Annotated in this window: 24 protein-coding genes and 1 pseudogene; 16 read left to right on the top strand and 9 right to left on the bottom strand. The window is 50.5% G+C overall.

The features are described from left to right. Window positions 1-19: 19 nt before the first annotated feature. From C2M35_RS02335 to C2M35_RS02325, 3 genes and pseudogenes are all read right to left on the bottom strand, one after another. Window positions 20-649 (bottom strand): peptidylprolyl isomerase, encoded by a 630-nt coding sequence (locus tag C2M35_RS02335; protein WP_105213212.1) that lies wholly within the window; start codon window positions 647-649, stop codon window positions 20-22. Continuing rightward, window positions 646-1,218 (bottom strand): YajG family lipoprotein, encoded by a 573-nt coding sequence (locus C2M35_RS02330; RefSeq protein WP_105199691.1) that lies wholly within the window; start codon window positions 1,216-1,218, stop codon window positions 646-648. Before C2M35_RS02330 ends, C2M35_RS02335 begins: the two co-directional genes overlap by 4 nt. Window positions 1,219-1,220: 2 nt before the next feature. Further along, window positions 1,221-2,356, bottom strand: a pseudogene (locus C2M35_RS02325) (methyltransferase). 41 nt (window positions 2,357-2,397) lie between these two features. On the opposite strand from C2M35_RS02325, the gene C2M35_RS02320 reads away from it, so the two are divergent. From C2M35_RS02320 to nqrM, 11 genes are all read left to right on the top strand, one after another. Further along, a complete protein-coding gene (locus tag C2M35_RS02320; RefSeq protein WP_105264515.1) occupies window positions 2,398-3,030 on the top strand; it encodes an alpha-ketoglutarate-dependent dioxygenase AlkB family protein in 633 nt (210 codons plus the stop codon). Window positions 3,031-3,065: 35 nt separating this feature from the next. After that, window positions 3,066-3,380: a BolA family protein gene (locus tag C2M35_RS02315; RefSeq protein WP_105199694.1), complete on the top strand. Its 315-nt coding sequence runs from the start codon at window positions 3,066-3,068 to the stop codon at window positions 3,378-3,380. A gap of 86 nt (window positions 3,381-3,466) precedes the next feature. Then, window positions 3,467-4,657 (top strand): enoyl-ACP reductase FabV, encoded by a 1,191-nt coding sequence (gene fabV / locus C2M35_RS02310; protein WP_105264514.1) that lies wholly within the window; start codon window positions 3,467-3,469, stop codon window positions 4,655-4,657. 448 nt (window positions 4,658-5,105) lie between these two features. Continuing rightward, entirely contained in the window at window positions 5,106-6,449 is a 1,344-nt protein-coding gene (locus tag C2M35_RS02305) for a Na(+)-translocating NADH-quinone reductase subunit A (protein WP_105199696.1), read from the top strand. 1 nt (window position 6,450) lies between these two features. Next, a complete protein-coding gene (locus tag C2M35_RS02300) occupies window positions 6,451-7,650 on the top strand; it encodes an NADH:ubiquinone reductase (Na(+)-transporting) subunit B (RefSeq protein WP_105199697.1) in 1,200 nt (399 codons plus the stop codon). Continuing rightward, window positions 7,643-8,410: a Na(+)-translocating NADH-quinone reductase subunit C gene (locus C2M35_RS02295; RefSeq protein WP_105199698.1), complete on the top strand. Its 768-nt coding sequence runs from the start codon at window positions 7,643-7,645 to the stop codon at window positions 8,408-8,410. The genes C2M35_RS02300 and C2M35_RS02295 overlap by 8 nt, the downstream gene beginning before the upstream one ends. Further along, the gene (locus C2M35_RS02290) at window positions 8,410-9,039 is read left to right on the top strand and encodes an NADH:ubiquinone reductase (Na(+)-transporting) subunit D (protein ID WP_105199699.1); all 630 of its coding nucleotides are present in this window, start codon (window positions 8,410-8,412) and stop codon (window positions 9,037-9,039) included. Before C2M35_RS02295 ends, C2M35_RS02290 begins: the two co-directional genes overlap by 1 nt. Before the next feature lie 10 nt (window positions 9,040-9,049). Beyond that, a complete protein-coding gene (gene nqrE, locus C2M35_RS02285; protein ID WP_105188154.1) occupies window positions 9,050-9,658 on the top strand; it encodes an NADH:ubiquinone reductase (Na(+)-transporting) subunit E in 609 nt (202 codons plus the stop codon). 17 nt (window positions 9,659-9,675) lie between these two features. Beyond that, window positions 9,676-10,902: an NADH:ubiquinone reductase (Na(+)-transporting) subunit F gene (nqrF, locus tag C2M35_RS02280; protein ID WP_105199701.1), complete on the top strand. Its 1,227-nt coding sequence runs from the start codon at window positions 9,676-9,678 to the stop codon at window positions 10,900-10,902. A gap of 90 nt (window positions 10,903-10,992) precedes the next feature. Next, entirely contained in the window at window positions 10,993-12,024 is a 1,032-nt protein-coding gene (locus C2M35_RS02275) for an FAD:protein FMN transferase (RefSeq protein WP_105264513.1), read from the top strand. 75 nt (window positions 12,025-12,099) lie between these two features. Continuing rightward, a complete protein-coding gene (gene nqrM / locus C2M35_RS02270) occupies window positions 12,100-12,312 on the top strand; it encodes a (Na+)-NQR maturation NqrM (RefSeq protein WP_105199703.1) in 213 nt (70 codons plus the stop codon). 48 nt (window positions 12,313-12,360) lie between these two features. On the opposite strand, the gene C2M35_RS02265 is transcribed toward nqrM, so the two are convergent. The 6 genes from C2M35_RS02265 to C2M35_RS02240 form a co-directional block, all read right to left on the bottom strand. Then, window positions 12,361-13,518 carry a glutathionylspermidine synthase family protein gene (locus tag C2M35_RS02265; RefSeq protein ID WP_105264512.1) on the bottom strand — a complete coding sequence of 386 codons (1,158 nt, stop codon included), beginning with the start codon at window positions 13,516-13,518 and terminating at the stop codon, window positions 12,361-12,363. Next, window positions 13,519-14,106 (bottom strand): DUF1190 domain-containing protein, encoded by a 588-nt coding sequence (locus C2M35_RS02260; RefSeq protein ID WP_105264511.1) that lies wholly within the window; start codon window positions 14,104-14,106, stop codon window positions 13,519-13,521. Window positions 14,107-14,118: 12 nt separating this feature from the next. Continuing rightward, window positions 14,119-14,523 (bottom strand): DUF350 domain-containing protein, encoded by a 405-nt coding sequence (locus tag C2M35_RS02255; protein ID WP_105199706.1) that lies wholly within the window; start codon window positions 14,521-14,523, stop codon window positions 14,119-14,121. Window positions 14,524-14,548: 25 nt separating this feature from the next. Then, window positions 14,549-14,884 carry a PilZ domain-containing protein gene (locus C2M35_RS02250; protein ID WP_105199707.1) on the bottom strand — a complete coding sequence of 112 codons (336 nt, stop codon included), beginning with the start codon at window positions 14,882-14,884 and terminating at the stop codon, window positions 14,549-14,551. 112 nt (window positions 14,885-14,996) lie between these two features. Next, window positions 14,997-16,670 carry an energy-dependent translational throttle protein EttA gene (gene ettA, locus C2M35_RS02245; protein ID WP_105257756.1) on the bottom strand — a complete coding sequence of 558 codons (1,674 nt, stop codon included), beginning with the start codon at window positions 16,668-16,670 and terminating at the stop codon, window positions 14,997-14,999. Between the two features lie 93 nt (window positions 16,671-16,763). Further along, window positions 16,764-17,651 carry a DMT family transporter gene (locus tag C2M35_RS02240; RefSeq protein ID WP_234000012.1) on the bottom strand — a complete coding sequence of 296 codons (888 nt, stop codon included), beginning with the start codon at window positions 17,649-17,651 and terminating at the stop codon, window positions 16,764-16,766. Window positions 17,652-17,801: 150 nt separating this feature from the next. Here C2M35_RS02240 and C2M35_RS02235 point away from each other — a divergent pair, with 150 nt between their 5' ends. The 5 genes from C2M35_RS02235 (at window position 17,802) to hrpB (ending at window position 26,098) form a co-directional block, all read left to right on the top strand. Further along, a complete protein-coding gene (locus tag C2M35_RS02235) occupies window positions 17,802-18,749 on the top strand; it encodes a homoserine O-succinyltransferase (RefSeq protein ID WP_105264509.1) in 948 nt (315 codons plus the stop codon). Then, window positions 18,739-19,794 carry a homocysteine S-methyltransferase family protein gene (locus tag C2M35_RS02230; protein WP_105264508.1) on the top strand — a complete coding sequence of 352 codons (1,056 nt, stop codon included), beginning with the start codon at window positions 18,739-18,741 and terminating at the stop codon, window positions 19,792-19,794. Before C2M35_RS02235 ends, C2M35_RS02230 begins: the two co-directional genes overlap by 11 nt. A 13-nt stretch (window positions 19,795-19,807) precedes the next feature. Then, window positions 19,808-22,432 (top strand): methionine synthase, encoded by a 2,625-nt coding sequence (gene metH, locus C2M35_RS02225; RefSeq protein ID WP_105199716.1) that lies wholly within the window; start codon window positions 19,808-19,810, stop codon window positions 22,430-22,432. Between the two features lie 151 nt (window positions 22,433-22,583). After that, on the top strand, window positions 22,584-23,615 hold the full coding sequence (locus tag C2M35_RS02220; protein WP_105264507.1) for a GGDEF domain-containing protein: 1,032 nt from the start codon (window positions 22,584-22,586) through the stop codon (window positions 23,613-23,615). Between the two features lie 68 nt (window positions 23,616-23,683). After that, window positions 23,684-26,098 carry an ATP-dependent helicase HrpB gene (hrpB, locus tag C2M35_RS02215; RefSeq protein WP_105264548.1) on the top strand — a complete coding sequence of 805 codons (2,415 nt, stop codon included), beginning with the start codon at window positions 23,684-23,686 and terminating at the stop codon, window positions 26,096-26,098. The last annotated feature ends 40 nt before the right edge of the window (window positions 26,099-26,138 follow it).

Raw genomic sequence — 26,138 nt, 5'->3', positions numbered from 1 at the left:
TAGACTCGCCCTGATAGATTTAGTACGGCTGTGCCTCTAGCACCTTAATATCATAAATAATCACCGCTTGTTTGGGGACATAGGAGTAACCGATTTTCTCCTGAAAGTCGGTTTCAACACGCATGATTTTATCCAAGGTTTCAAAGCCTTCTACCACGGAACCGAATACCGAAAAACCCCAGTCGCTGCCCGGGTTAAGGTGGTCATTGTTATCCATGTTGAAGAAAAACTGGCGTGTGGCCGAGTGTGGTTTGCGGTCTTGATAGGCCATGGCAATGGTGTACATATCATTTTTAAGGCCGCTGCCGCTTTCGTTGAAAATGGGGTCATTTTCATGCAGGCCGTCATAGTCTTTGTCGTAGCCGCCGCCTTGGATCACAAAGTCGCGCTCGTTTTCTTCATCGCGCTCAACACGGTGAAACACCGAGCCCTTGTAGCTGCCATCTTGCACATAGGTAAGAAAGTTATTCACCGTCAGTGGTGCGCGTGAACGATCCAGCTCGACGGTGATTTTGCCTAGGCTGGTTGTGAACTCAACGCGGGGAAATAAATTGCTCTTTTGCACAAATTCACCCTGCACCGCCGCGTGCGCCAAGGGCGTTAGCAACAAACAGAAGGTAAAAAAGGCACTGATGAGGCGAGTGTTCATATCGCTCCCTTTTGCATGTAATTGTTAAGCTCAGGGTCGCTCATAATGCGTGCCACAAGCTGTTCGATAAGTTTATTTAGTTGCGCCTCAACCTTGGCCTGATCATAGCCAAAGGGACCGCGAAACTGGCTTTGGCCATTATACATTTTATTGAACTGACTACCATTGCGCTCGACAAACACCTGCAGAGCGATTTGCGCCTCGCTGTAGTGATCCACGGTATTTTGCATCACGGTGGCGTTTAAGGTGTGAATGGCTACCTGCATACGGGTGCCAGCCATGGCACTGATTTGGGCGCCGTTAGCTTCTAAGGCCTGGGTAAAAACCTTTTGCATCTTGTTATTTAAATCCGGGGTGGACATTAAATAACGATTTTCGCCCTGGGCAATGGAAATGGTTGGGGCCTTAGCTCTTTGGTCAATCACCTGTAACGACAAGCTTTGGTTATAGCTAGTAAACTGACCGCTTTGGTAGAAAGGGTCTAAGATGGCTTGTGCCGAGCGGTTGCTACATCCTGTAAGTGCCGTGCTCAAAGCGATAATAGCCAACAGTGAAAAACGGTTAAACATAATTATCCTATTACTTTTTTCGCGCTCAGCACGACAAACTTCTTGTTTGAGCCAAGGAGTTTGGAGCCGCCGAATAAGCGCTTTAGTTTTTCATGGTAATCAAGGTGTCGGTTGCCTACGATACGAAGCTCACCGCCGGGACGCAATACTTTTTTGGCGTCGTTAAACATCTGCCAAGCGATATGATCGGTCACTGCATTTTGCTGATGAAACGGTGGGTTACATAACACCAGGTCATAACCTTGGGCATTAAAACCACTTAGACAATCGTTATGGATAAACTCACAACGATGCAGTTCATGGGCAGGTTCTCTAGGATGGTTTGGCGCGCCGAGGCTACCGCCATGGCCGACTCATCGACAAAGGTTACTTGCGCCTCGGGGCATTTAATCAGGGTTTGCAGACCAATCACACCATTGCCACAACCGAGGTCGATAATGCGAATGGGCTTTTTCGACTGCGGCAGATAATTACTGAAAAAGCGTGCGCCTATATCCAAAGAGTCGCGGGAAAAGACATTGGCATGATTGACCAAGGTGAAGTCGCTGCCTTCTAGTTGCCAACTTTTTGGGAAGGGGCTTTGCTGCGCTTTATTGTGCATGGTGGCGGTGATAAGGCGTGCCTTCTTTTGCGCCAACGTGGTATTGGCCGGACCAATATAACGCTCCACCAGATTAATGGTTGAGGTATGAATGGCTTTGGTTTTGCCTGCCAGAACCACGGGGGTACCCGGCTTCAGACTTTGTGATAATTGCGCCAATTGATGCTGCATATAGCCGCTGTTTTTCGGTATTTTGCCGACCACTAGGTCATAATCGTCGGCAAGCGGTTCAAGGCTGGTCAGCGGCGTAAGTTGCTCGGTATTCAAGTTATTTTCTTTGAGATTATGCTGCCATGCTTGTATAGCAATGTACGAGTCGCTAACTGAATCTGAAGTTAATTGGTTAAAGGCGCAGGCCAGGGCGCCGAAGTCATCATTGAGGATCAGCAAGCGCTTGGCATCAGCATGATGCTCGTTAATATAGTCGACAAGGTATTCATCCGCCGCATCCCAGGCCTGCAGGCTGCGGTTTTTCTGTTGTAATGGCAAGCGATGTAAGTGGTAGGTATTACCACCTAGTTGAGCTGATGTTATCATGAGCACTTAGGTTTAACTGACAATGGCGCTAGTTTATCACGATGCGTGCCAACACCCACACCCAAAACAACGACCAATTGCCTGCGAGCTTACCGGCGAGCTTGCCAGCAGGCATGTTTAGCTATCAGCCTCATGCCCTTGATGAGGTTAAGGCACAGCGATTGTTTGCCCATTTACGTGATACCTTGCCCTGGCAGCAACCCAGTATTTTGGTCTATGGCAAGTGGCACGCTATCCCGCGCTTGCAGCTTTATATGGGCGATGCCGACAGTGCCTATGAATATTCCCAGCAGCGTTTTGAGCCCGCACCTTGGGTACCTGAGCTCGACGCCATGCGCCAGCGTCTCAACGGTGCCTTGGGCTGTCACTTTAATGCAGTCTTGATTAATTACTATCGCCATGGCCTGGATTGTATGGGTTGGCACAGTGACGATGAACCCGAATTAGGATCAGAGCCTGTAATCGCCTCAATATCTTTAGGAGCGCTGCGCAAGTTTAAATTACGCCATAAAGCCAGTGGTGAGGTAACTGACTTGGCCTTGACCAATGGCAGTCTGCTTATTATGAAGGGGCAAAGCCAGCACTGCTACGCTCATAGCCTGCCTAAGCAACGCAAGGTGACGCAGGGGCGTATCAATTTAACCTTTCGCCACATTGATTCGTCTTTGCTATAGTAGCCTCACCTAAGTATTTGGCAGGCACTCTATTTATGTCTATGCAAACGCGTATTGAGGAAAAACTCAGCGCCGCCATTCCCTGCAAACATCTGCGGGTTGAAAATGAAAGCCATATGCATGCCCGTGGCAGCGAGTCCCATTTTAAGGTGGTGGTGGTCAGTGAGCAATTTACCGGTCAGCGGCTGCTGCAACGTCATCGCGCTATAAACGATATTTTGGCACAGGAGCTGCGTGAGCATATTCATGCGCTGGCTATCCATGCCTATACCCCCGAAGAGTTCAGCGAAAAGCAAGGGCAAGCCCCTGAGTCGCCGAGCTGTTTAGGCGGTTCTAAATTTGATAACTAAACACCCGGCGCGAGTCATCAGACCTGTGTAGTGAAGAATAGTCGCTACACTAGCGCTAATTTTTCGGCAAGATATGGAATTTTATCATGGTCATTAAGCCTAAAATCCGTGGATTTATATGCACTAACGCACACCCAGCAGGCTGTGCGGCACATGTACAACAACAAATAGAATATGTAAAAAGCCAAGGTGACTTGGGCCAGGGTCCAAAAAACGTTTTGGTCATTGGTTCATCAACAGGTTACGGCCTAGCATCTCGTATCGTATCGGCATTTGGCCATGGCGCTAAAACGCTGGGCGTGTTCTTTGAAAAAGAAGGCACAGAGAAGAAAACCGCCTCAGCAGGTTGGTATAACACTGCGGCCTTTCAACAGGCTGCCGACGAAGCTGGCATCTGGGCTAAGAACATCAATGGCGATGCGTTTTCTGATGAAATTAAGGCGCAAGCCATCGACACCATTAAGAGTGAACTAGGTAAAGTAGACCTGGTTATTTACTCTTTGGCGTCACCGCGTCGTACCGACCCGAAAACAGGTGAAACTTACTCGTCAACGCTTAAGCCTATCGGTGAAAGCGTAACCACTAAAAACCTTAACACTTCAAAGCGTGTTATCGACGAAGTGAGCGTTGAAGCGGCCAGCGAAGAAGAAATTGCCAACACAGTTAAAGTGATGGGTGGTGAAGACTGGCAGCTGTGGATCGATGCTCTTAATGAAGCAGGCGTATTGGCGGACAACTTCAAAACTACTGCTTACACCTATATTGGTAAAGAGCTGACCTGGCCTATCTATGGTCACGCGACTATTGGTAAAGCCAAAGAAGACCTGGACCGTGCGGCACAAGAGATCAAAGCATCGACTGCTGCGTTATCTGGCGAAGCCTATGTAAGCTCACTGAATGCAGTAGTGACGCAGGCAAGCTCGGCTATTCCAATTATGCCTCTGTACATTTCAGCACTATTCAAAGTGATGAAAGCAGACGGTACCTATGAAGGCACCATAGAGCAAATTACCGCGCTATTCAAAGAGAACCTGTACGGTGAAACACCACGCTTTGATGACGGTGGTCACCTGTTCCAGAACTACAAAGAGCTTGAAGACGATGTGCAGCAGCGCATTCAGACTATTTGGGATACGGTTGATACCGATACCATAGACGAGCTGACCGACTACGTGGGTTACCACAAAGAGTTCTTACATCTATTCGGCTTTGATTTAGCCGGCGTTGACTATGACGCGGATGTGAACCCGGATGTGGCCATCAACAACCTGCTGTAATTGGGTTGTATCTGCTAAAAAAGCCAGTCTTAAGACTGGCTTTTTTGTATCTGGGTAACGGTGTTATGTGATTAATTAGCAATTAGTCACAATTGAACACGCGGAATTAAGACTTTGGTCTATATTGAAGTTTATTCATTCGAGAACGCCGCTGATCCTTGGATAATTTTTACTTTTTAACTCGCATAGTCGCCGTGAATGATGTTAAAATTCGGCAGATGTGTGACAAGTTCGCTGCGTTGCTTGAAACACTGGCTGACATAGGTGCTCTTTTATACCGTTTGTATTACTGATGTAGGTTGATAATTACTCATTTTGATGTTTTTAAAACGTCGTTAGGGGGAGTTGGCCTTACATTTACAACGCGGTTTGGTACCAGTCGGTCGATGCTAAGCGGCGCGGTTGGTGAGATTTTAAGTTTCTTTCCTTTAATGTAATGCAAGTGCGTATGATCAACATAAAAAAAGGTCTGGATCTACCGATAGAGGGCGCACCTCAGCAAGTTATTCATGACGGTCAACCCGTTAAACGAGTAGCTGTGCTAGGTGAAGAATACATCGGCATGCGTCCAACCATGCGAGTTCGTGTGGATGACCAAGTCAAAAAAGGCCAAGTTCTTTTTGAAGATAAAAAGAATCCTGGCGTAATCTACACTGCACCGGCTGCCGGCGTAGTAAAAGAAATCAACCGTGGTGCAAAACGTGTACTGCAATCAGTTGTTATTGAAGTTAATGGCACTGAGCAAGAAACGTTTGCCAAATTCGACCAAAGCCAACTAGCAAGCCTAGATCGCGACACAGTTGTCGATCAACTTGTTAAGTCTGGTCAATGGACCGCACTACGTACTCGTCCTTTCAGCAAAGTTCCTGCGGTAGATGCTAAGCCTAGCTCAGTATTCGTAACTGCTATGGACACCAATCCGCTAGCCGCTGATCCAGTGGTTGTGATTGCCGAAAATGCTGATGCTTTCGAAGCCGGTCTGGCCGTGGTTTCACGCCTTACCGAAGGTAAAGTGTACGTATGTAAGAAAGCGGGCGCGCAAGTACCTAGCTCATCAGTTGCTTCTGTTGAAGTACATGAGTTTGGTGGCAAGCACCCAGCCGGTCTTGTTGGTACTCACATCCATCACCTAGATCCAGTATCTGCATCTAAGCAGGTTTGGCACCTAGGCTACCAGGACGTGATTGCTTTCGGTCAGCTTTTCCTAACTGGCGAAATTTACACAGATCGTGTGATTTCTTTAGCCGGTCCTCGCGTTAAAAACCCGCGCCTAGTTAAGACCCACATGGGTGCTGCACTAGACGATTTAGTTGCGGGCGAACTAGAAGACGGTGACAACCGTGTGATTTCTGGTTCTGTACTTTCTGGTACTAACGCCACTGGTCCACACGCCTTCCTAGGTCGCTACCACACGCAAGTGTCGGTACTGCTTGAAGGTCGTGAGAAGGAACTATTTGGTTGGATTGCACCAGGTAGCAACAAGTTCTCTGTAACACGCACCTTCCTTGGTCACCTTGCACCAAGTCGTCTATTCAATATGACTACCTCTACAGGTGGTTCTAAGCGTGCCATGGTACCAATCGGTAACTATGAGCGTGTAATGCCGCTAGATATTTTGCCTACGCTACTGCTACGTGACCTGATTGCACGTGACTTAGACAGCGCAATTACCCTAGGCGCATTGGAGCTAGACGAAGAAGATTTAGCATTGTGTACCTTCGTTTGTCCTGGTAAATACGAGTACGGTTCAATCCTTCGTGAGTGCCTGACAACCATCGAGAAGGAAGGTTAAGATGGGCTTGAAGAAATTTTTAGAAGACATCGAACCGCATTTTGAACCTGGCGGTAAACACGAAAAATGGTATGCCCTGTATGAAGCAGCTGCGACTATTTTCTACACACCAGGCCATGTAAACAAAGGCGGTACTCACGTTCGCGATAACATCGACCTAAAACGTATTATGATTTTAGTGTGGATGGCAACGTTCCCAGCCATGTTCTTTGGCATGTTCAACATTGGTCACCAAGCGGCTGACGCAATCGCGAACGGCTTTGCACTTGGCGATTCATGGCAAGTAGCTTTATTCCAACTGTTCGGTGGTGAACTAACCGCTGATTCGGGTTGGGGTGCGAAGATGTTCTACGGTGCCTGTTTCTTCCTACCTATCTACGCAGTCACTTTTGCTGTGGGTGGTTTCTGGGAAGTACTATTTGCATCGGTTCGTAAGCACGAAGTAAACGAAGGTTTCTTCGTAACCTCTGTGCTGTTCGCGCTAATCCTGCCGGCGACTATTCCACTTTGGCAAGTAGCCCTAGGTATTACCTTCGGTGTTGTTATTGCCAAAGAGGTATTCGGTGGTACTGGTCGTAACTTCCTAAACCCGGCACTAGCGGGTCGTGCTTTCCTATTCTTCGCATACCCTGCGCAGATTTCAGGTGACACGGTATGGACAGCGGTTGACGGTTTCTCTGGTGCAACTTACCTAGGCCAAGCGGCTACAGGTGCATTGGATTACGCCAACATGGAACTTTGGTGGAATGCTTTCTACGGCTTCATTCAAGGTTCTGTAGGTGAGACCTCGACGCTAGCGCTTGCTATCGGTGGTTTATTCCTTATTTATGTGCGTATTGCTTCGTGGCGCATCGTACTAGGTACTTTCCTAGGTATGGTGGTTACATCAATGTTACTTAACTTCATCGGTTCTGAAACTAACGCAGCATTTGCTATGCCTTGGCATTGGCACCTAGTGCTGGGTGGCTTCGCCTTCGGTATGTTCTTTATGGCAACCGACCCGGTTTCAGCGTCATTCACCGATAAAGGTAAGTGGGCTTACGGTGCGTTAATTGGTTTCATGGTGGTAATGATCCGCGTAGTGAACCCTGCGTACCCAGAAGGCATGATGCTAGCAATCCTATTTGCTAACTTATTCGCGCCGCTATTCGACCACTTCGTAGCGCAGTCAAACATCAAGAGGAGATTGGCACGTGGCTAGTAAAAACGAATCAATCGGTAAAACGCTTGGTGTAGTAGTGTCACTATGTTTGGTGTGTGCGGTTATCGTATCGTTTGCATCAGTACAATTACGTCCACTACAGCAAGAAAACAAGCTTAAAGATATTCAAAGCAATATCCTGGCTGCAGCTGGTTTTGAAGGCGTTACAAACGTTCAATCTACGTTTGATGCAAACATCGAAACCCTAGTTGTTAATGTTGAAAGCGGCCAACAAGTGCAGTTTGACAATGAAGACGCTCGTAGCGCTTGGATTAAAGCGTACGATTTTGAGAAAAGTAAGTTCGATGCGGCAATGAGCATCAAGCTAACTAAAGCTCAAGATAAAGCGGGTATTCAACGTCGTACTACTGAAGCGCCGGTATACATTAGCCGCGCCGACGACGGCTCAGTAAACTCTATCATTCTACCTATCCAGGGCTACGGTCTTTGGGGTGTAATGTATGGTTTCCTAGCGCTAGAAAACGACGGTGAAACTGTTAAAAACCTTATCTTCTACAAGCACAATGAAACTCCAGGCCTGGGTGGCGAAATCCAAAACCCAACTTGGACGGCTCAGTGGCAAGAAAAAGAGCTTCCTATTGACCTAGTGAAAAGTGGTGCCAAGAATGCTCACCAAGTTGATGGTCTATCTGGTGCAACACTGACGTCTAACGGTGTTGATAACACGGTTGACTACTGGACTGGCGATCATGGCTTTGGTCCTTTCCTTGCGAAAGTACGTGAAGGAGCGTTGAAATAATGGCTGATACTAAAGAAATGAAGTCGGTTCTATTTGGACCTGTCTTCGCCAATAACCCAATCGCCCTGCAAGTACTAGGTATTTGTTCTGCGCTGGCGGTTACTTCAAGCTTGAAAAATGCCTTGATCATGTCAATCGCATTGACCTTGGTAACAGCCTTCTCAAGCTTGTTTATCTCGATGATCCGTAACCAGATCCCATCAAGCGTTCGTATTATCGTACAGATGACGATTATCGCTTCATTGGTAATCGTGGTTGACCAGGTGCTACAGGCCTTCTCTTATGCAACTGCAAAAGAGCTATCGGTATTCGTTGGTCTAATCATTACCAACTGTATCGTAATGGGTCGTGCCGAAGCATACGCAATGAAGTCACCGCCTTTGATGTCATTCCTAGACGGTATTGGTAACGGTCTTGGCTACTCGGTAGTGCTACTGACTGTTGGTTTCATTCGTGAGCTATTCGGTAAAGGTTCACTATTCGATGTGGAAATCATTCCACTGGTGCAAAACGGTGGCTGGTACCAGCCTATGGGTCTATTGATCCTTCCACCAAGTGCATTCTTCATCATCGGTCTATTCATCTGGGTACTTCGTACCTATAAGAAAGACCAAGTAGAAGCGAAATAAGGGGCGAGTTGTGGAACAGTATCTTAACTTATTTGTTAAAGCGGTTTTCATTGAAAACCTTGCGCTTGCCTTCTTCTTGGGTATGTGTACTTTCCTAGCTGTATCTAAGAAAGTAAAAACGTCACTAGGCCTAGGTATTGCGGTTATCTTCGTACTAGGTATTGCGGTACCGGTAAACCAAGTGGTTTATCACGCGGTATTGGCACCAGGCGCACTTGAGTGGTTGGGTTTCCCAGAAGCTGACTTAAGCTTCCTACGCTTCCTAACCTTCATCGGTGTTATTGCTGCCCTAGTACAAATTCTAGAGATGGCTCTGGATAAGTTCTTCCCGCCGCTATACAACGCGCTGGGCATCTTCCTACCATTGATCACGGTAAACTGTGCGATTTTCGGTGCGGTATCCTTCATGGTAGAGCGTAACTACAACTTCGGTGAGTCAGTGGTTTTCGGCCTAGGCTCAGGTGTGGGTTGGGCACTGGCAATCACTTTGCTTGCTGGTATCCGTGAGAAGATGAAGTATTCAGACGTGCCAGACGGTCTGCGTGGTCTAGGTATTACCTTTATCACCGTAGGTCTTATGGGTCTTGGCTTTATGTCATTCTCTGGTATTTCACTATAAGGTAGCGAGGAGAAATCATGCTTGAGGTATATTTAGGCGTAGGTGTATTCGTCGCTATCGTGGTTATCTTGGTTTTAGTTATTATTGCAGCTAAATCTAAGCTAGTACCCACAGGTGACGTCACCATTGGGATCAATGGCGATCCTGAGAAAGCAATTAAAACTTCACCGGGTAGCAAGCTACTTGGTGCACTAGCAGATGCCGGTATTTTCGTATCGTCTGCTTGTGGTGGCGGTGGCTCATGTGGCCAGTGTCGCGTAGATGTGAAATCGGGTGGTGGTGATATCCTACCGACCGAGCTTGACCACATCTCTAAAGGTGAAGCCCGTCATGGCTGTCGTCTAGCGTGTCAGGTTGCCGTTAAAGGCGACATGGAAATTGAACTTGAAGAGTCAATCTTCGGTATCAAGAAGTGGGAATGTTCTGTTATCTCTAACGATAACAAGGCAACCTTCATTAAAGAACTGAAACTAGCTATCCCTGAAGGTGAGGTTGTACCTTTCCGTGCCGGTGGTTACATTCAGATCGAAGCGCCTGCTCACCATGTTAAATACGCTGACTTCGATATTCCTGAAGAATATCGTGCAGACTGGGATCGTTTTGGCTTCTTCAAACTAGAGTCAAAAGTTGACGAAGAAACAATCCGTGCGTACTCAATGGCTAACTACCCAGAAGAGTTCGGCATCATCATGCTTAACGTACGTATTGCGACTCCGCCGCCAAACAACCTAAGCCTACCTTGCGGTAAGATGTCTTCATACATCTGGTCGCTTAAAGCAGGTGACAAGGTAACTATTTCTGGTCCATTCGGTGAATTCTTCGCCAAAGACACAGACGCAGAAATGGTATTCGTAGGTGGTGGTGCAGGTATGGCACCTATGCGTTCACACATTTTCGACCAGCTTAAGCGTCTTAACTCTAAGCGTAAGATGAGCTTCTGGTACGGTGCACGTTCTAAGCGCGAAATGTTCTATGTAGAAGATTTCGACGGCCTAGCTGCTGAAAACGATAACTTCGTATGGCACGTAGCCCTTTCAGATCCTCAACCAGAGGACAACTGGGAAGGTTACACTGGCTTTATCCACAACGTATTGTATGACAACTATCTGAAGGACCACGACGCGCCTGAAGATTGTGAGTTCTACATGTGTGGACCACCTATGATGAACGCGGCCGTTATCAACATGCTTAAAGATTTAGGTGTTGAAGACGAGAACATCCTACTGGATGACTTCGGCGGCTAATTTAACGATGTATATTCGTTAACATTAGGTATAAGGGCTTCCTAGCTAAGGTTAGGGAGCCTTTTCTTTTTTCTCACGCGAGTATTACAGATGAAACCTATTCTACGTGTCACGGCCTTAGTGATTTTCGCCCTTACCTTTGGCCTACTTAGCGGTTGTGATAAGGCCGGTGAGCCCGAGCAGCAAGAGTTACTGCTGCATGGTAAAACCATGGGCACTACCTATAACATCAAGCTGTATGCCACCGGCGAGCATTTGGCATCGCTGAATCTACATGGCGACATAGAGCAGGCCTTAAAAGCCGTGAATCAGTCCATGTCGACCTATATACCCGACTCGGAAATCAACCAGTTTAACCGCTTGAGCGCGGGAGAGGTGATGGCCATCAGTGCGGACTTTCGCACCGTGACGGCGGAGTCTATCCGTTTGGGCTTCTCCACCAAGACCCTGGATGTGACCATGGGCCCGCTGATTGATCTCTGGGGCTTTGGCCCGGATAAGCGCCCGACGCAGCGACCTACGCAGGCTGAGCTTGATGCCATGGTCGCCAATATCGGCGTTGATAAGCTGACCCTGAACGAGCAGGGCTTAGCTAAGTCGGTAGACGGTTTGGAGCTGAGCTTTTCGGCGACCGCCAAAGGTTTCGGTATAGATAAGGTGGCAGACTTACTTGAGCGCCAAGGCATAGCCAACTATATGGTTGAGATTGGCGGCGAGATGCGTATTGCCGGGCACAAACCGGGGAACAAGCCTTGGGTGATTGCCATTGAGCAACCGGATGCACCAAAGGGTGAGCGTAAAATCCATCGTACCTTAGAGCCGGGCTCTATGGGCGTGGCGACCTCAGGTGATTATCGTATCTTCTATGAGATGGACGGCGAGGTATACACGCACTTGATTGACCCGCAAACCGGTATGCCGATTAAGCACGACCTGGTGTCTGTGACCGTGTTACACCCCAGTGCCATGACCGCCGACGGCCTGGCTACGGCGCTAACGGTAATGGGTACGGAGCGAGCTAAAGCCTATGCCGAGGCCAATAACCTACCCGTGTATTTGATCAGCAAAACATCGGAAGGCTTAAAAACCTATTCAAGTCCGGCGTTTAAGCCATATTTGTAGTCAGGTTAAAGCGGGCGTATAATAACGCCCGTGGCTGACTCAGCCGTTGATTGTCATTTTTAAGGGGCACAGACAATGCAGCTATTTCTTCTTACCTTTGGTCTGCTTTTGATTATTATCGCGGCGATGGCGGTAGGTGTTATCGTTCAACGCAAATCAATGGCCAGCAGCTGTGGTGGCCTGGGCTCTGTAGGCATAGAAAAAGCCTGTGACTGCGACGACCCGTGCGACAAGCGTAAAAAGCGCATGGCCAAAGAGCAAGCCTGGAAAGAGAATCAGATTCTTTAATGCCGATAAAAAAACCGCTTAAGTAAGCGGTTTTTTTGTGTCCGATGTTTAGCCAAGAATAATATGCGGCACAAAGCGCGAGGTGTCCTTGGTGATGGGGCCATTATCCTCACGAATAGTCAGGCCACAGCTTTTATGACCTACGACCCAGGAGCCTATCAAGGTGTGGTTGCCGGCAAATACGGGCAGAGGCGCTAAGGCCTGGGTAATAAAGCCCTCACCGCCGTAGCTGCCGCCTTGATGAACCCGGCCCTTGCTGGGGTGTACCCAGGTGATGTTTTCTCCCTCACGGCTAAATAAGGGTTTGCTGACATAGCCTCGTTCGAGCCCTTCGCCTTCTTCCCCGGCAAAATAGCTGGGTAGTAAATTGGGATGCCCGGGGAACATTTGCCAAAGCAGCGGTAAAATAGCCTTATTCGAGAGCACTGCCTTCCACGGCGGCTCCACAAACAGGGTATCCGTGCTTAACAGCTGTGGCGCGAATTCATCAAAAAACAGCTCTTCCCAGGGGTAAAGTTTAAATAACTGGGAGATTGGCGTGTCATCAAGGTCGGTAAGCTGGCCCTTGGCGTCTATGCCTATGTCCTCAATGGCCATTCTTATGGTCGGCATACCCCCCTGATAGGCGCAGTCTTGCAAATAGGCGACCGTGCCCTTGTCTTCCAGCGAATCGCGGCTGTGAACAAGGTGGATGGCATCCTGGTTGCTGAAGTGGTTAAAGCGGCTGATCAAGGCTTCTTGTATGCTGTTGAATTGATCGGCACGCCTTGGCAGTACGCCCCTGTCTACCTGTTGCTCCAGCCATAGCCATTGGAAAAAACCCGCCTCGTAGATGGAGGTGGGGGTGTCGGCATTGTATTCCAGCAGTTTAGCCGGGCCTGTGCCCTGATAACTAAAGTCCATGCGCCCATACAGGCTGGGCTCTTTGTTATGCCAACTGGTGGCGACAAAATCCCAAAAGCGCTCGGGCAGGGCAAACTTCTTTAGCCAGTATTCGTCCCGAACCACCTTATCGACCAATTCCAGGCACATCTGCTCGAGCTCGTTGGTCGGGTCTTCCAGGTCGTTTTCAATTTGCTTCAGGGTAAATTGATAATAGGCGCTCTCGTCCCAATACTTTTCGCCATCTATATTGCAGAACTCGAAGCCGAAGTAATCGGCCTGAGCGGCCAAGTCTGACCGCTCAGTGATGGGTTGGCGAAACATCTAACTACCAAAGCTGCTGCGAGATGCGGCGCGACGACCAAAACCACCGCGTGAACTGGTGACGGTTTTAGGCTTGCTTGAGTAGTGGATTTGCGATTTCTTCACCATGGTGGTGCCGCGGTTATTCACCGAGCCGATATAGCCATTGTTGGCATTACGGAAACTGAAAAAGTCATCTCGGGAGCGATACAGGGGCTTGGCGCCCGAGTAGTAGCTACCGCCCAGATAGGCGTACTTTTTACGCTTTTTCTTTTTCATCAGGTCGAGGCCTTCATCGACCGCCTCGGCCACCGCGGCTATCATAAAGCCGGCCATAATGGGGCGCCAGATACTGCCTTCCTGTTCGCACTGGTCAAAGCCAAAGTCATTTTCACACAGGCCTTCGTTGACATACTTAGGCGCTTCCATGGCGTGGTTGGCCAGGGCTTCCTGGTACTGCGCCTGGCACACGTCCTGCTCGACACCAAAGCTCATACAGTCTTCGGTATCGTTAAAGAGCAGAGCCGACTCGTCCGGATCGCCACAACCGCTAAGCCCTGCGGTGGCACCCAGCATCAGGGTCAGTTTTAATTTACTCGTCCTTTTCATAATCACCGCTCCTTAGTAGGTAATACAAGCGGCGTTAAGAATTCCGGTCGCCAGCGAGGCGATACCTAAAAAGGCTCCGGCGCTCATATGGCCGTTGGCAATTTTTTCAGACAATTTAGGCATATACAGGCGTACTAAGAAAAAGGTAATAAGCTGCATAACACCGGCAATGACACCCCAGATGGCGAAGTCAATAATGGATACCGAGTTCACCGCGGCACTGGCAACCGGCAGGGTAAAGCCAATAAAGGCACCGCTAAAGGCGGTTGCGGCGGCGGCATTGTTTTCCTTCATCAAAGTCCACTCACAGTGGGGGGTGACTAGGGTGTATAAAAACAAAAATGCCAAAACCAACAGGTAGCCAAGGCCAAAATACATCAAAAAGGGAATAAACCCTTGCATGGATTCCATGATCATAATTGCTGCTCTCACTGAGTCTATTTTATTGTTGTTCCACCGAGGCCGGCTGTACCAGCTCTCGGTGCAATAGCTTATCATCCCCGACATTAAGTTCAATAAGACGTTTTAAATGCGTGGCGCTATCTAAGTCAATGAGGATGCAGCGTAAACCAATATGCGGCTGTTCGATATCGGTGTCGGCTAGGGTAAAGCTCAGTTGCAGTTCTGCCCCTAGGCTGGGGTGGAAGTTCTCTGGGTGGCTGATCAGGGCACCTGTAAGTGAGAGGTCGAGTAACTGGCTGGGGTAGAGATGTTGATGGTCGGTGACTAGAGTGGGGCGTTGAAACAGTACCCGGGTAAAGTGGCGACGCTCGTGCATAAACACTCCTAAAAAGCAGGGTATTTAGTCAGTGTAGTTGGCGACGGGCAATTTTGTCTATGAACAGGGGATACAAAAAAGCCCCATTGCTGGGGCTTTTGCAATTGGTTAATTAACCAATTTTCTTATATTTAATACGCTTAGGTTGTGCGGCATCGGCGCCCAGCGTTTTCTTCAACCAGGCTTCGTACTCTGTGTAGTTACCATCGAAGAAGTTGATCTGACCTTCGTCACGGTAATCCAGAATATGCGTAGCGATACGGTCAAGGAACCAACGATCGTGCGAAATAACCATCACACAGCCCGGGAATTCTAGAATCGCATTCTCCAAGGCGCGCAGAGTTTCTACGTCCAGGTCGTTGGTAGGCTCATCCAGTAGCAAGACGTTGCCGCCCGCTTTAAGCAGCTTGGCAAGGTGTAAACGGTTACGCTCACCACCTGATAGGTCTTTTACAAACTTCTGCTGGTCATTGCCTTTAAAGTTAAAGCGACCCACGTAGGCACGGCTTGGGAATTCGAAGTTACCCACTTTTAGCACGTCCTGACCGTCAGCGATTTCTTCAAATACGGTTTTGCTATCGTCCATATTGCCACGGAACTGATCCACTGTGGCCAGCTCTACGGTTTCACCAATAGTGATTTCACCGCTATCCGGCTGCTCATCGCCGCTTAGCATCTTAAACAGGGTTGATTTACCGGCACCGTTAGCACCGATAATGCCGACGATGGCACCCTTAGGCACGGTGAATTCCAGGTTGTCGATCAACTGACGATCGCCAAAGCTCTTGTTCAGACCTTTAACCTCGATTACCTGATCGCCCAGGCGTGGACCCGGTGGAATAAACAGTTCATTGGTTTCGTTACGCTTTTGGTAATCGCTTTGCTGTAGCTCGGCGAACTGGGCCATACGCGCTTTAGACTTGGCTTGGCGACCTTTAGGGTTTGAACGCACCCACTCAAGCTCTTGGGCAATTGATTTCTGGCGTGCTTTTTCCGCTTTTTGCTCTTGCTTCAAACGGGCATCTTTTTGCTCTAGCCAAGATGAGTAGTTGCCTTCCCATGGAATACCTTCACCACGGTCAAGCTCAAGGATCCAACCGGCAACGTTATCAAGGAAGTAACGGTCGTGGGTTACCGCCACTACTGTGCCTTCGTAATCGTGCAGGAAGCGCTCCAACCAAGCCACAGATTCTGCATCCAGGTGGTTGGTCGGTTCGTCGAGAATAAGCATGTCTGGCTTTTCAAGTAGCAAACGACAAATCGCCACACGGCGTCGCTCACCACCGGAAAGATGTTCAACTTTTGCATCCCATGCAGGTAGACGAAGGGCATCGGCGGCACGCTCTAGAGCGTTGTCCAGGTTATGACCGTCATGTGCCTGGATAATGGCTTCAAGTTCGCCTTGCTCTTTGGCTAGGGCATCAAAGTCCGCATCTTCCATGGCGTATTCGGCATATACTTCATCAAGGCGGGTCAGGGCGTTTTTAACTTCGCTTACCGCTTCTTCAACCACTTCACGCACGGTTTTGCTTTCATCAAGTACCGGCTCCTGTGGCAGGTAACCAATTTTCACGCCCGGTTGAGGGTGAGCCTCACCTTCAAAATCTTTATCAACGCCGGCCATGATACGTAACAGGCTAGATTTACCCGAGCCGTTTAGACCAAGTACACCAATTTTTGCGCCAGGGAAAAAGTGCAGAGAAATGTCTTTTAGGATGGTGCGCTTAGGCGGCACAACCTTAGACACTCGACTCATCGAGAAAATAAACTTATCAGGTAAAACCATGAAAGGAACCTTTGCAATATGACTAAAATTATCAGCCGCTATTGTAGAGTCTCTAGGGTAAAAGCGTCAACGAAAGGCCACGTTTTTAGCCGCTTAATTTGCCAGTAGAATGCCGACGCCGGCTAGAGCTAAAACGCCGCCGAGGATCATGTTTGCGCTCACCGGCTCACGTTTAAAAAAGCCGAAGGTCATCACCATCAACGGGGCGGTGGCAAAGAGGGTTTGCGCTATGGCCGGGTCGGTGTATTTTACCGACGCTAACTGCAGCCACAGGCCGATAAAGGTGCCGAAGAATACCGCCACCAACAACCAATGCTTCTTATCTATGCCTTTTAAGCGGATTGCCTGATACAGGTCCGAGTGTTTGATCAGCGCCACCACCAAAGCCACGGTGAGGGTGCCCGATACCAGACGTATCATCGCCGCCCACAAACTACTCATTGACTCTAGGTTCATTGCTCCTTTTGACATCACCATGCCGGTGGCCTGGCACAGTGCCGCCAGCAGCGCCAAGGATACGCCGATTACATAATGACGCTTATCCAGGCTTGGTAAGGCATGCTGTGGCCGAATGGCAATCACCACCCCGACCGTGGTGACGATAATACCGACCCAGGCCAGTGTGGACAGGTAGTGTCCCAGCAACAGGATATTAAGTATGCCTGCCAAGGCGGGGGCAAGTGACTCTATGATCAGGGTACGCGCCGGACCAATATTGCGCAGGGCGCCAAAGTAGGCGCTGTCACCGATGGCAATGCCAATAATACCACCGGCGATAAGCCAACCCCAGGCGGCTACTTGCTGCGGGATGTTAGAGTCTGCGGTGATAACAATGGCTGCGACCATCATCAGTGACGCCAGCAAGCCCTTGCTGACATTGAGCTGTAAGGGCGAAAGGTGATGGCTAAAGGTTTTGTAGAGCAGGGTTGAAAACGCCCAGACAATGGCGGCACAGATTGCTGCTAATTCTCCTAATCCCACCTTGGGTCCCTTATACTTAATTCGACGCGCGGCATTATGGCAAGGGAGAGCCGCGCTGTAAAATTTATATGGACGTCTAAACATCTAGAGGTTGATATTTCCAGTGGGAGGGTCATAATAGCCCTTCTAATATTAGCATTGGAGTTCACTATGCCTATTACGGTTCAGGATGCGTTGCCAGCGATTTCGCAATTGCGCCAAGAAAATGTCTTTGTGATGCCGAAAAGTCGTGCCAGCACGCAGGAGATCAGGCCCATGCGTTTGGCCATATTGAACCTGATGCCGAATAAGGTGGAAACGGAAGTGCAGTTTATTCGCTTGCTGGCCAACACCCCCTTGCAGGTCAACGTGGACTTACTGCGTCTTGATACCCATAGATCCAGCGCCAACTCCGAGCAGCACTTGGACATGTTTTATCGCTATTTCAGCGATGTGAAAGACACTAACTATGATGCGGTGATCATCACAGGCGCGCCGCTGGCCCATCTTGAATATGATGAGGTAGGCTATTGGCAGGAATTACAGGAGTTTTTCGACTGGGCCGAGCATCATGTCACCTCGACCCTGTTTAGCTGTTGGGCCGCTCATGCCGGTTTGTATCATCACTATGGTTTGAAACGTGAACTCCAGGCCAACAAACTATGCGGTGTGTTTGAACACCAGTGTTATTTCGACCACGGCGCGCTCACCCGCGGTTTTGACGACCGTTTCTTGGTGCCACACTCGCGCTACGGTCATATCGATATCAATAAAATTGCCGCGCGCGAAGATCTTGTGGTGCTTGCCGGTTCAGAGGAAGTGGGTGCCTACTTACTTAAAAACCAAAGCGGCTCGCAGGTGTACCTGACCGGGCACCCGGAATACGACGCCGATACCTTGCAAAAAGAGTATCAACGCGATGTCGACAAGGGCCTGGATGTGGATAAACCGAAAAACTATTTTCCCGAGGATAACCCGGCCTTAAAACCGTCGAAAACCTGGCAAAGCCATGCCTTCTTGTTATTTTCCAATTGGCTAAACTACTACGTGTATCAAACCACGCCCTATGATATTAATCTGGTGAGCCAGGATGTAAGGACAGATAATTATGCCGAATAAACGTCACGCCCTCGAAGCGGCCCTCAAACAGCGTATTTTAATTCTCGATGGCGCCATGGGCACCATGATCCAAAAACATAAGTTTGAGGAAAACGACTATCGCGGCGAGCGCTTTAAAGACTGGCATGTGCTGGTGAAGGGCAACAACGATTTGTTAAGCCTGACGCAACCCGAGGTGATCGCGCAAATCCATCGCGAATACCTTGAAGCTGGTGCGGATATTATAGAAACCAACACCTTTAACGCCACCACCATTTCCATGGAAGACTACGACATGGCAAGCCTTAGCCGCGAGATTAATTTCGAGTCGGCGCGCTTAGCCCGCAAGGTGGCCGATGAATTTACCGCCAAGGAGCCAAATAAACCGCGCTACGTGGCCGGTGTGCTTGGGCCCACGTCCAAGACCTGCTCTATCTCGCCGGACGTGAACGACCCGGGTTATCGTAATATCACCTTCGATAAACTGGTTGAGGCCTATATCGAGTCGACTTTGGCGCTGATGGAAGGCGGTGCCGACCTGATCTTGATCGAAACCATTTTTGATACCCTCAATGCCAAGGCCGCGGCCTTTGCGGTGGAAGAGGCCTTCGAGCAGGCCGGCACCAGTTTGCCTGTGATGATCTCCGGCACCATTACCGATGCCTCGGGCCGCACCCTGTCGGGACAAACCACAGAGGCTTTCTATAACTCCATTCGTCATATTAAGCCGCTTTCCATCGGCCTTAATTGCGCCTTAGGCCCGGATCTGCTGCGCCAGTACGTGGAGGAGCTATCCACCGTATGTGAAACCTTTACCTCGGTGCACCCCAATGCCGGTTTGCCCAACGAGTTCGGTGAGTACGACCTGGAAGCCGAAGAAATGGCCGAGGAGATCATCGACTGGGGCGAGCAGGGCTTTATCAATATCGTTGGTGGCTGCTGTGGTACCACGCCCGAGCATATTAAAGCCTTTAGCGACGGCTTAAAGAACACCGCACCACGAGCGCTCCCCGAGCTGCCGGTGCGCATGCGTCTCAGCGGCCTTGAAGCCTGTAACTTGAATTAAGGGGCTATCAACTATGACCAATACAGCCATTTTTACCAATGTCGGTGAGCGTACCAATGTCACCGGCTCGGCGCGTTTTAAGCGCCTGATCATGGAAGAAGACTATGAAACCGCCCTGGATGTGGCCCGCGAACAAGTAGAAAGCGGCGCCCAGGTGATCGATATCAACATGGACGAAGCCATGTTGGACTCCAAGGCGGCGATGGTGAAGTTTCTTAATCTGATCGCCTCGGAGCCGGATATCTCCAAGGTGCCGATCATGGTCGACTCCTCCAAGTGGGAGGTGATTGAAGCGGGCCTTAAGTGTATTCAAGGCAAGGCAATTGTGAACTCCATTTCCCTTAAAGAAGGGGAAGAGCCGTTCCGTCACCAGGCAAAAATCCTGAAGCGCTTTGGCGCCGCCGTGGTGGTCATGGCCTTTGATGAAACCGGCCAGGCGGAAACCGCAGACCGTAAGTTTGCAATCTGTGAGCGCTCCTACCGTATTTTGGTAGACGAGCTCGGCTTCCCGCCGGAAGACATTATTTTCGACCCCAATATTTTCGCCGTGGCCACGGGCATCGAAGAGCACGATAACTACGCCGTTGAATTTATAGAGGGCACCCGCCGCATCAAAGAAAACCTGCCGTACTGTAAGGTGTCCGGCGGGGTGTCGAATGTGTCCTTCTCATTCCGTGGTAATAATCCGGTGCGCGAAGCCATTCACTCGGTATTCCTGTATCACGCCATCCAAGCGGGCATGGACATGGGCATAGTTAATGCCGGCCAGCTGGCGGTGTATGACGATATTCCCGAAGAGCTACGCAATGCGGTTGAGGATGTGATCCTTAATAAAGACCCGGGGGCGGGCGAGCGCTTGGTTGAGCTGGCGCCTAAATACTCGGGCATGGCTCAGGCCGAGAAGGTGGAAGACCTGGAATGGCGCTCCTGGCCGGTGGAAAAACGCCTGGAGCACGCCCTGGTGAAGGGCATCACCGATTACATTGAAGAAGACACAGAGGCCTGTCGCCAGCAGTTTGCCAAGCCCATTGAGGTTATCGAAGGGCCGCTGATGGATGGCATGAATGTGGTCGGTGACCTCTTTGGTGCCGGTAAGATGTTCTTGCCTCAGGTGGTGAAATCGGCGCGGGTTATGAAGCGCGCAGTGGCCTACCTCGACCCCTATATTGAAGCCGAAAAGGAAGAAGGGCAGACCAACGGTAAAATTATTATGGCCACGGTAAAGGGCGATGTGCACGACATAGGCAAAAACATCGTCGGCGTGGTGCTGCAATGTAATAACTATGAGGTGATAGACCTGGGCGTGATGGTGCCGGCGGAGAAAATTCTGCAAACCGCCATCGATGAAAACGCCGATATCATAGGTTTATCCGGCCTTATTACCCCATCCCTTGACGAGATGGTGCATGTGGCCAAGGAAATGACCCGTCGCGGCTTTGAGATACCGCTGCTGATTGGCGGTGCCACCACCTCCAAGGCGCACACGGCGGTGAAAATTGAGCCCCAATACGACAAGGGTGTGATCTATGTGAATAATGCCAGCCGCGCCGTGGGCGTGGCCTCCAGCCTGTTGAGTAAAACCGCCAAGGCGGACTTTGTGGCTAAAACCAAGGTCGAGTACGAAAAGGTGCGTGAGCAACAGGCGCGTAAGAAACCGCGCTCCAAGCCCATTGGTTTACAGCAGGCACGGGCCAACCATGCCAAGCTGGACTGGCAAAACTATGTGCCACCGGTTCCCAGTAAGCTGGGCGTGCAGGAGTTCCACGATGTGGCCATAGACACCTTGCGTCATTATATCGACTGGACCCCGTTTTTTATGACCTGGTCGCTGGCGGGCAAGTATCCACGCATTCTCAATGACGAGGTGGTGGGTGAGCAGGCGCAGTCGCTGTTTGCCGATGCCAATGCCATGCTCGATAAGTTTGCCCGTGAGCGCAGTATACAGCCCAAGGGGGTGATAGGTTTGTTCCCGGCCAACCGCGTCGGCGACGACATCGAAATTTACGCCGATGAAACCCGCTCTCAGGTGTTGTTGCGTTCGTGTCAGTTGCGTCAGCAAACCGAGAAAAAGGGCTTTGCCAACTACTGCTTAGCAGATTATGTGGCGCCCAAGGGCACGCCGGATTACTTTGGTGCCTTTGCCGTCACCGGCGGCTTGGAAGAAGACGCGCTGGCCGATGCCTTTGATGCCCAAGGTGATGACTACAATAAGATCATGGTCAAGGCCGTGGCCGACCGTCTCGCCGAAGCCTTTGCCGAGTATCTGCATGAGCAGGTGCGTAAGGTACATTGGGGCTACGCCACGGATGAAGCGCTCAGTAATGATGAGCTAATTCGCGAAAATTATCAGGGTATTCGCCCGGCGCCTGGTTATCCGGCCTGCCCGGAGCATACGGAGAAGTCGAAGATCTGGGACTTGCTGAACGTCGAAGAGCGCATCGGCATGAAGCTGACTTCGTCTTACGCCATGTGGCCGGGGGCGGCTGTGTCGGGCTGGTATTTCAGCCATCCTGATTCCAAGTACTTCGCCGTGGCGGGCATTCAGCGCGACCAGGTTGAAGATTACGCCGAGCGCCAGGGTATGACGCTGGACGAAGCGCACAGATGGCTCGGGCCTAATCTGGGCTACGACTACTAAGGTGATTATATTGAATAAAAAGGTGACTGAGGTCGCCTTTTTTTATGCGTTCAATCAACCCCGAACAATTTTTAACAACCCCAGAACTTGGGCATTAATATTTTTATGATACAGTAAGTTATCGAATAACAAGGATAAGTAGTGCGGATCAGTGAAAGATACTTTTAATGCCACCGATGCCGATAAGGCCCATTTCTTACGTGTATTTGCCGCGATCGGCGCCTGTACTTCCTTGATAATGGCCATCAACAGTTACCTCGATGGCTACCTGTTGCTTAGCCTGCTGTTGGCCAGCGCCGTGCTGGTGTTTGCCTTGCCCTTTGTGATAACAAAGCATGATGCCTTTATTGCTGTGCTTATGTTGTATTCCCTGTACGCGCTGATGTCGTACCTGGTGGTATCCGGAGGCAGCCATGGTACCGGGCCCTTGTGGTTATTTATTGTCTCGCCGGTGACCTTCTTCATTCGTGGTTTAAAGCAAGGGGCGGTGGACCTTATTTTACTGGCCGTGGTGGTTTTGCTGTTGTTTATCTTTACGCCCAACCTAGGCTTGTATCAATACGATAATTACCATTTTCCCGCTCGTGTGATGCTGTGCTTTGCCATTCTCTGTGCGCTGGCTGGCTTTTATGAGTATTACCGCAATAAATACAGCCGGGCGTTAATGCAGCAGTTGCAGATTAATGAGCAACTGGCGCGCACCGATGCCATGACCGGGCTCAGCAACCGCCGTTATGCTCTGGAATGTCTGATTCAGCCTGGTTTCGGCGCCGGTGCCGTGTATATGTTGCTTGATGCCGATAATTTTAAGCAGATCAATGATGGCTATGGTCATCAGGTCGGCGATCAGGTGCTGCGCTTTATCGCCGCGACTTTAAAGGACCATGCCGGGCCCGATGATATTGTCGCTCGTTGGGGCGGTGAAGAGTTTTTGCTGGTGGTGCATAACACCGCGGCGCGCAGTGCCAAACGGGTTGCTACGCAGATAATGCAACATCTGCAGGATAACGCTCTGCACACAGATGGCCATAGCTTGCAAATGACCCTGAGCATAGGTGCTCACCAACGTCAGTTTGGTGAGAGCATAGATCATTGCCTCAATATTGCCGATAAGCGTTTGTATCTGGCCAAAAGCAGTGGTAAAAACCGGGTCGTATTCGACGACGATGTGGCCATGGATTAGCCCTAGCTGCTGATCCTGAGCGGACAATGGCATACAATAGCCACCATGAATCGCTTCGTGTGAACGCCGTGCTACCAATACAACAAAGCTACCCTCAGCTTATAGAGCAACTCAGTAACCACCCCTTGTGTTTATTACAAGCGCCTCCCGGTGCCGGTAAATCAACCTGGCTGCCGCTGCAATTGCTGCGCGATGGCCACTTTCAGCGCATTATTATGCTTGAGCCCCGGCGCTTAGCGGCGCGCAACATCGCTCAGTTTTTGGCATCGCAACAAAACGAGCGGGTGGGGCAAAGCGTGGGGTTGCGTTTGCGTCAGGAAACCAAGGTGAGTGCCGACACGCGGCTGGAGATCGTCACCGAAGGGGTGTTGACGCGCATGCTGCAAAGCGACCCCGAGTTGAGCGGCGTCGATCTGGTGATCTTCGATGAATTCCATGAGCGCTCACTGGCCGCCGACACGGCCCTGGCCTTTGCCTTGGAAAGCCAGTTGCTGCGCGATGACCTAAAAATTCTGATCATGTCGGCTACTTTGGATGGCGAGCGTTATCAGCAGTTTTTCGATTGTCCCATGGTGTCTGCCGAGGGACGCAGTTATCCCATAGAGGAAGTGTATGAACCCCTGGCGCAGAGCGAGCGCTGGTTAGAGGCCATGGCGCCCTTGGTGAAGAAGGCTCTGAGCGAACAAGAAGGCAGTGTGTTGGTGTTTTTGCCCGGTCAGCGCGAGATCAACCGCGTGGGCGAGCAACTGGCGGATTTACCGGCCGACATCGAGGTGCATAAACTCTATGGTGAGCTGGATAAACAGGCGCAGCAAGAGGCCATTGCCCCGGCACCCGAGGGTAAGCGCAAGGTAGTGTTAACCACCAATGTGGCGGAAACCAGTTTAACCATAGATGGCATTCGCGTGGTGGTGGACAGCGGTAAACGTCGCGCCGCCGAGTTTAATTTAAAAACCGGGGTCACCGAGCTTAAAACCGTGAACATTTCGCGTTCCTCCGCCACCCAAAGAGCCGGACGAGCCGGGCGTTTGCAACCTGGCGTGGTCTATCGCCTTGGTGCCAGGGAGCAGCTTGAACGCCGCGCCAGTCACGATGCCCCCGAGATGCTCACCAGTGATATCAGCCCCTTGTTGTTAGAGGCCAAGCTGTGGGGGGCCAGTCTTGACGAGCTGCAGCTGCTGGACCCGCCAACCCAGGCGCAGCAACAGCAGGCCCAGGTGTTATTACAGATGCTTGAGGTGCTGGAAGGCGATAAATTATCGCCTCAGGCCCACATCATGCACGCCATGGGTACCGAATTGCGCTTTGCCCATCTTTTGTATAAGGCCGAGAAGTTTGAACGCCAGTGGCCGGGTTTTTTACAGCTGGCGGTCCATTTTGTTGCCCTGATGGAAGCGCGTATTAGCACAGCCGCTGAGCTCAGCACGGCGCTTAATGCGCAATTGCATCGCCCCCATCCGGCGTTTCGCCAGCAGCTCAGGTATTGGCAGCAAAGGCTCAAGTTAGCGCCCAGCCAATCTTTGCCCATGTCCTTATTGCCCCTGGTAGTGGCGCTGGCCTACCCGGATCGTCTGGCCAAGCGCCGTGGGCAGGGCATGCTGATGAGTAATGGCGCCGGAGTGCAGGCATCCGCTGAGCACTGGCTTGATGAAGACTACCTGGCCATTGCCGAGGTGGGTGGCCAAGGCGGCCAGCGGATCTTTTCTGCCACCGCTTTTTGCCCCCAGCAATTACAGGAGCAGTTGCCGCATTTATTTAGCGAGCAAGAGGTGTGCGAGTTTAACGACAAAACAGCGCAGTTCACCAATGAAACCCGCTTTAAACTGGGCGCCATTACTTTGCGCAGCCAGCCTTCCTCGCAAGCCATTAGCTCGCAAATGAAATGCCAAGCCTGGCTCGGGTTGTTGCAAAAACAAGGGTGGGCGCTGCTTAAGCATCCGCAGGCGCAACAGTTGCGAACCCGTTTATTGTTGGCAGGCCAGTTACTGGGCGCACCTTTTACCTACAGCGACGAGCAGAGCTTGCTGGCGGCGGCGCCTACGTGGCTGGCGCCTTATCTGAGTGAGGTGCAGTCATTGGCCCAATTACAGCAACTCGATTACCGTCCGGCCTTGCTAAGTTTGCTGGATTACCCGGCGCAACAGCAACTGGATCAGCAGTTACCGAGCAAGCTGGTGGTGCCTTCGGGGTCGACACATCGCATCCAGTATCAGCTTGACGGCCCGGCTAAACTGAGCGTGCGTATGCAGGAAGTGTATGGCCTTACCGAGAGCCCGAAATTGGCGCAGGGCAAGCTGCCTATGCTTATGGAATTACTGTCGCCGGCACAGCGTCCACTGCAATTAACCCAGGATTTGGCGCAGTTCTGGCAGGGCAGTTATCGTGAGGTGCAAAAGGAAATGAAGGGACGCTATCCGAAGCATTTTTGGCCCGACGATCCTGCGAATGCGCAGGCAACCACTCGGGTAAAGAGCAGAATGTAGTCAAAATCAGGTTTTAATGCGCTCTGACGCGGCGAACTTT

It is taken from the genome of Pseudoalteromonas sp. T1lg76 (assembly GCF_002964725.1).
Taxonomy (GTDB): domain Bacteria; phylum Pseudomonadota; class Gammaproteobacteria; order Enterobacterales; family Alteromonadaceae; genus Pseudoalteromonas.
This window is presented reverse-complemented; position numbering and strand designations above follow the sequence as displayed.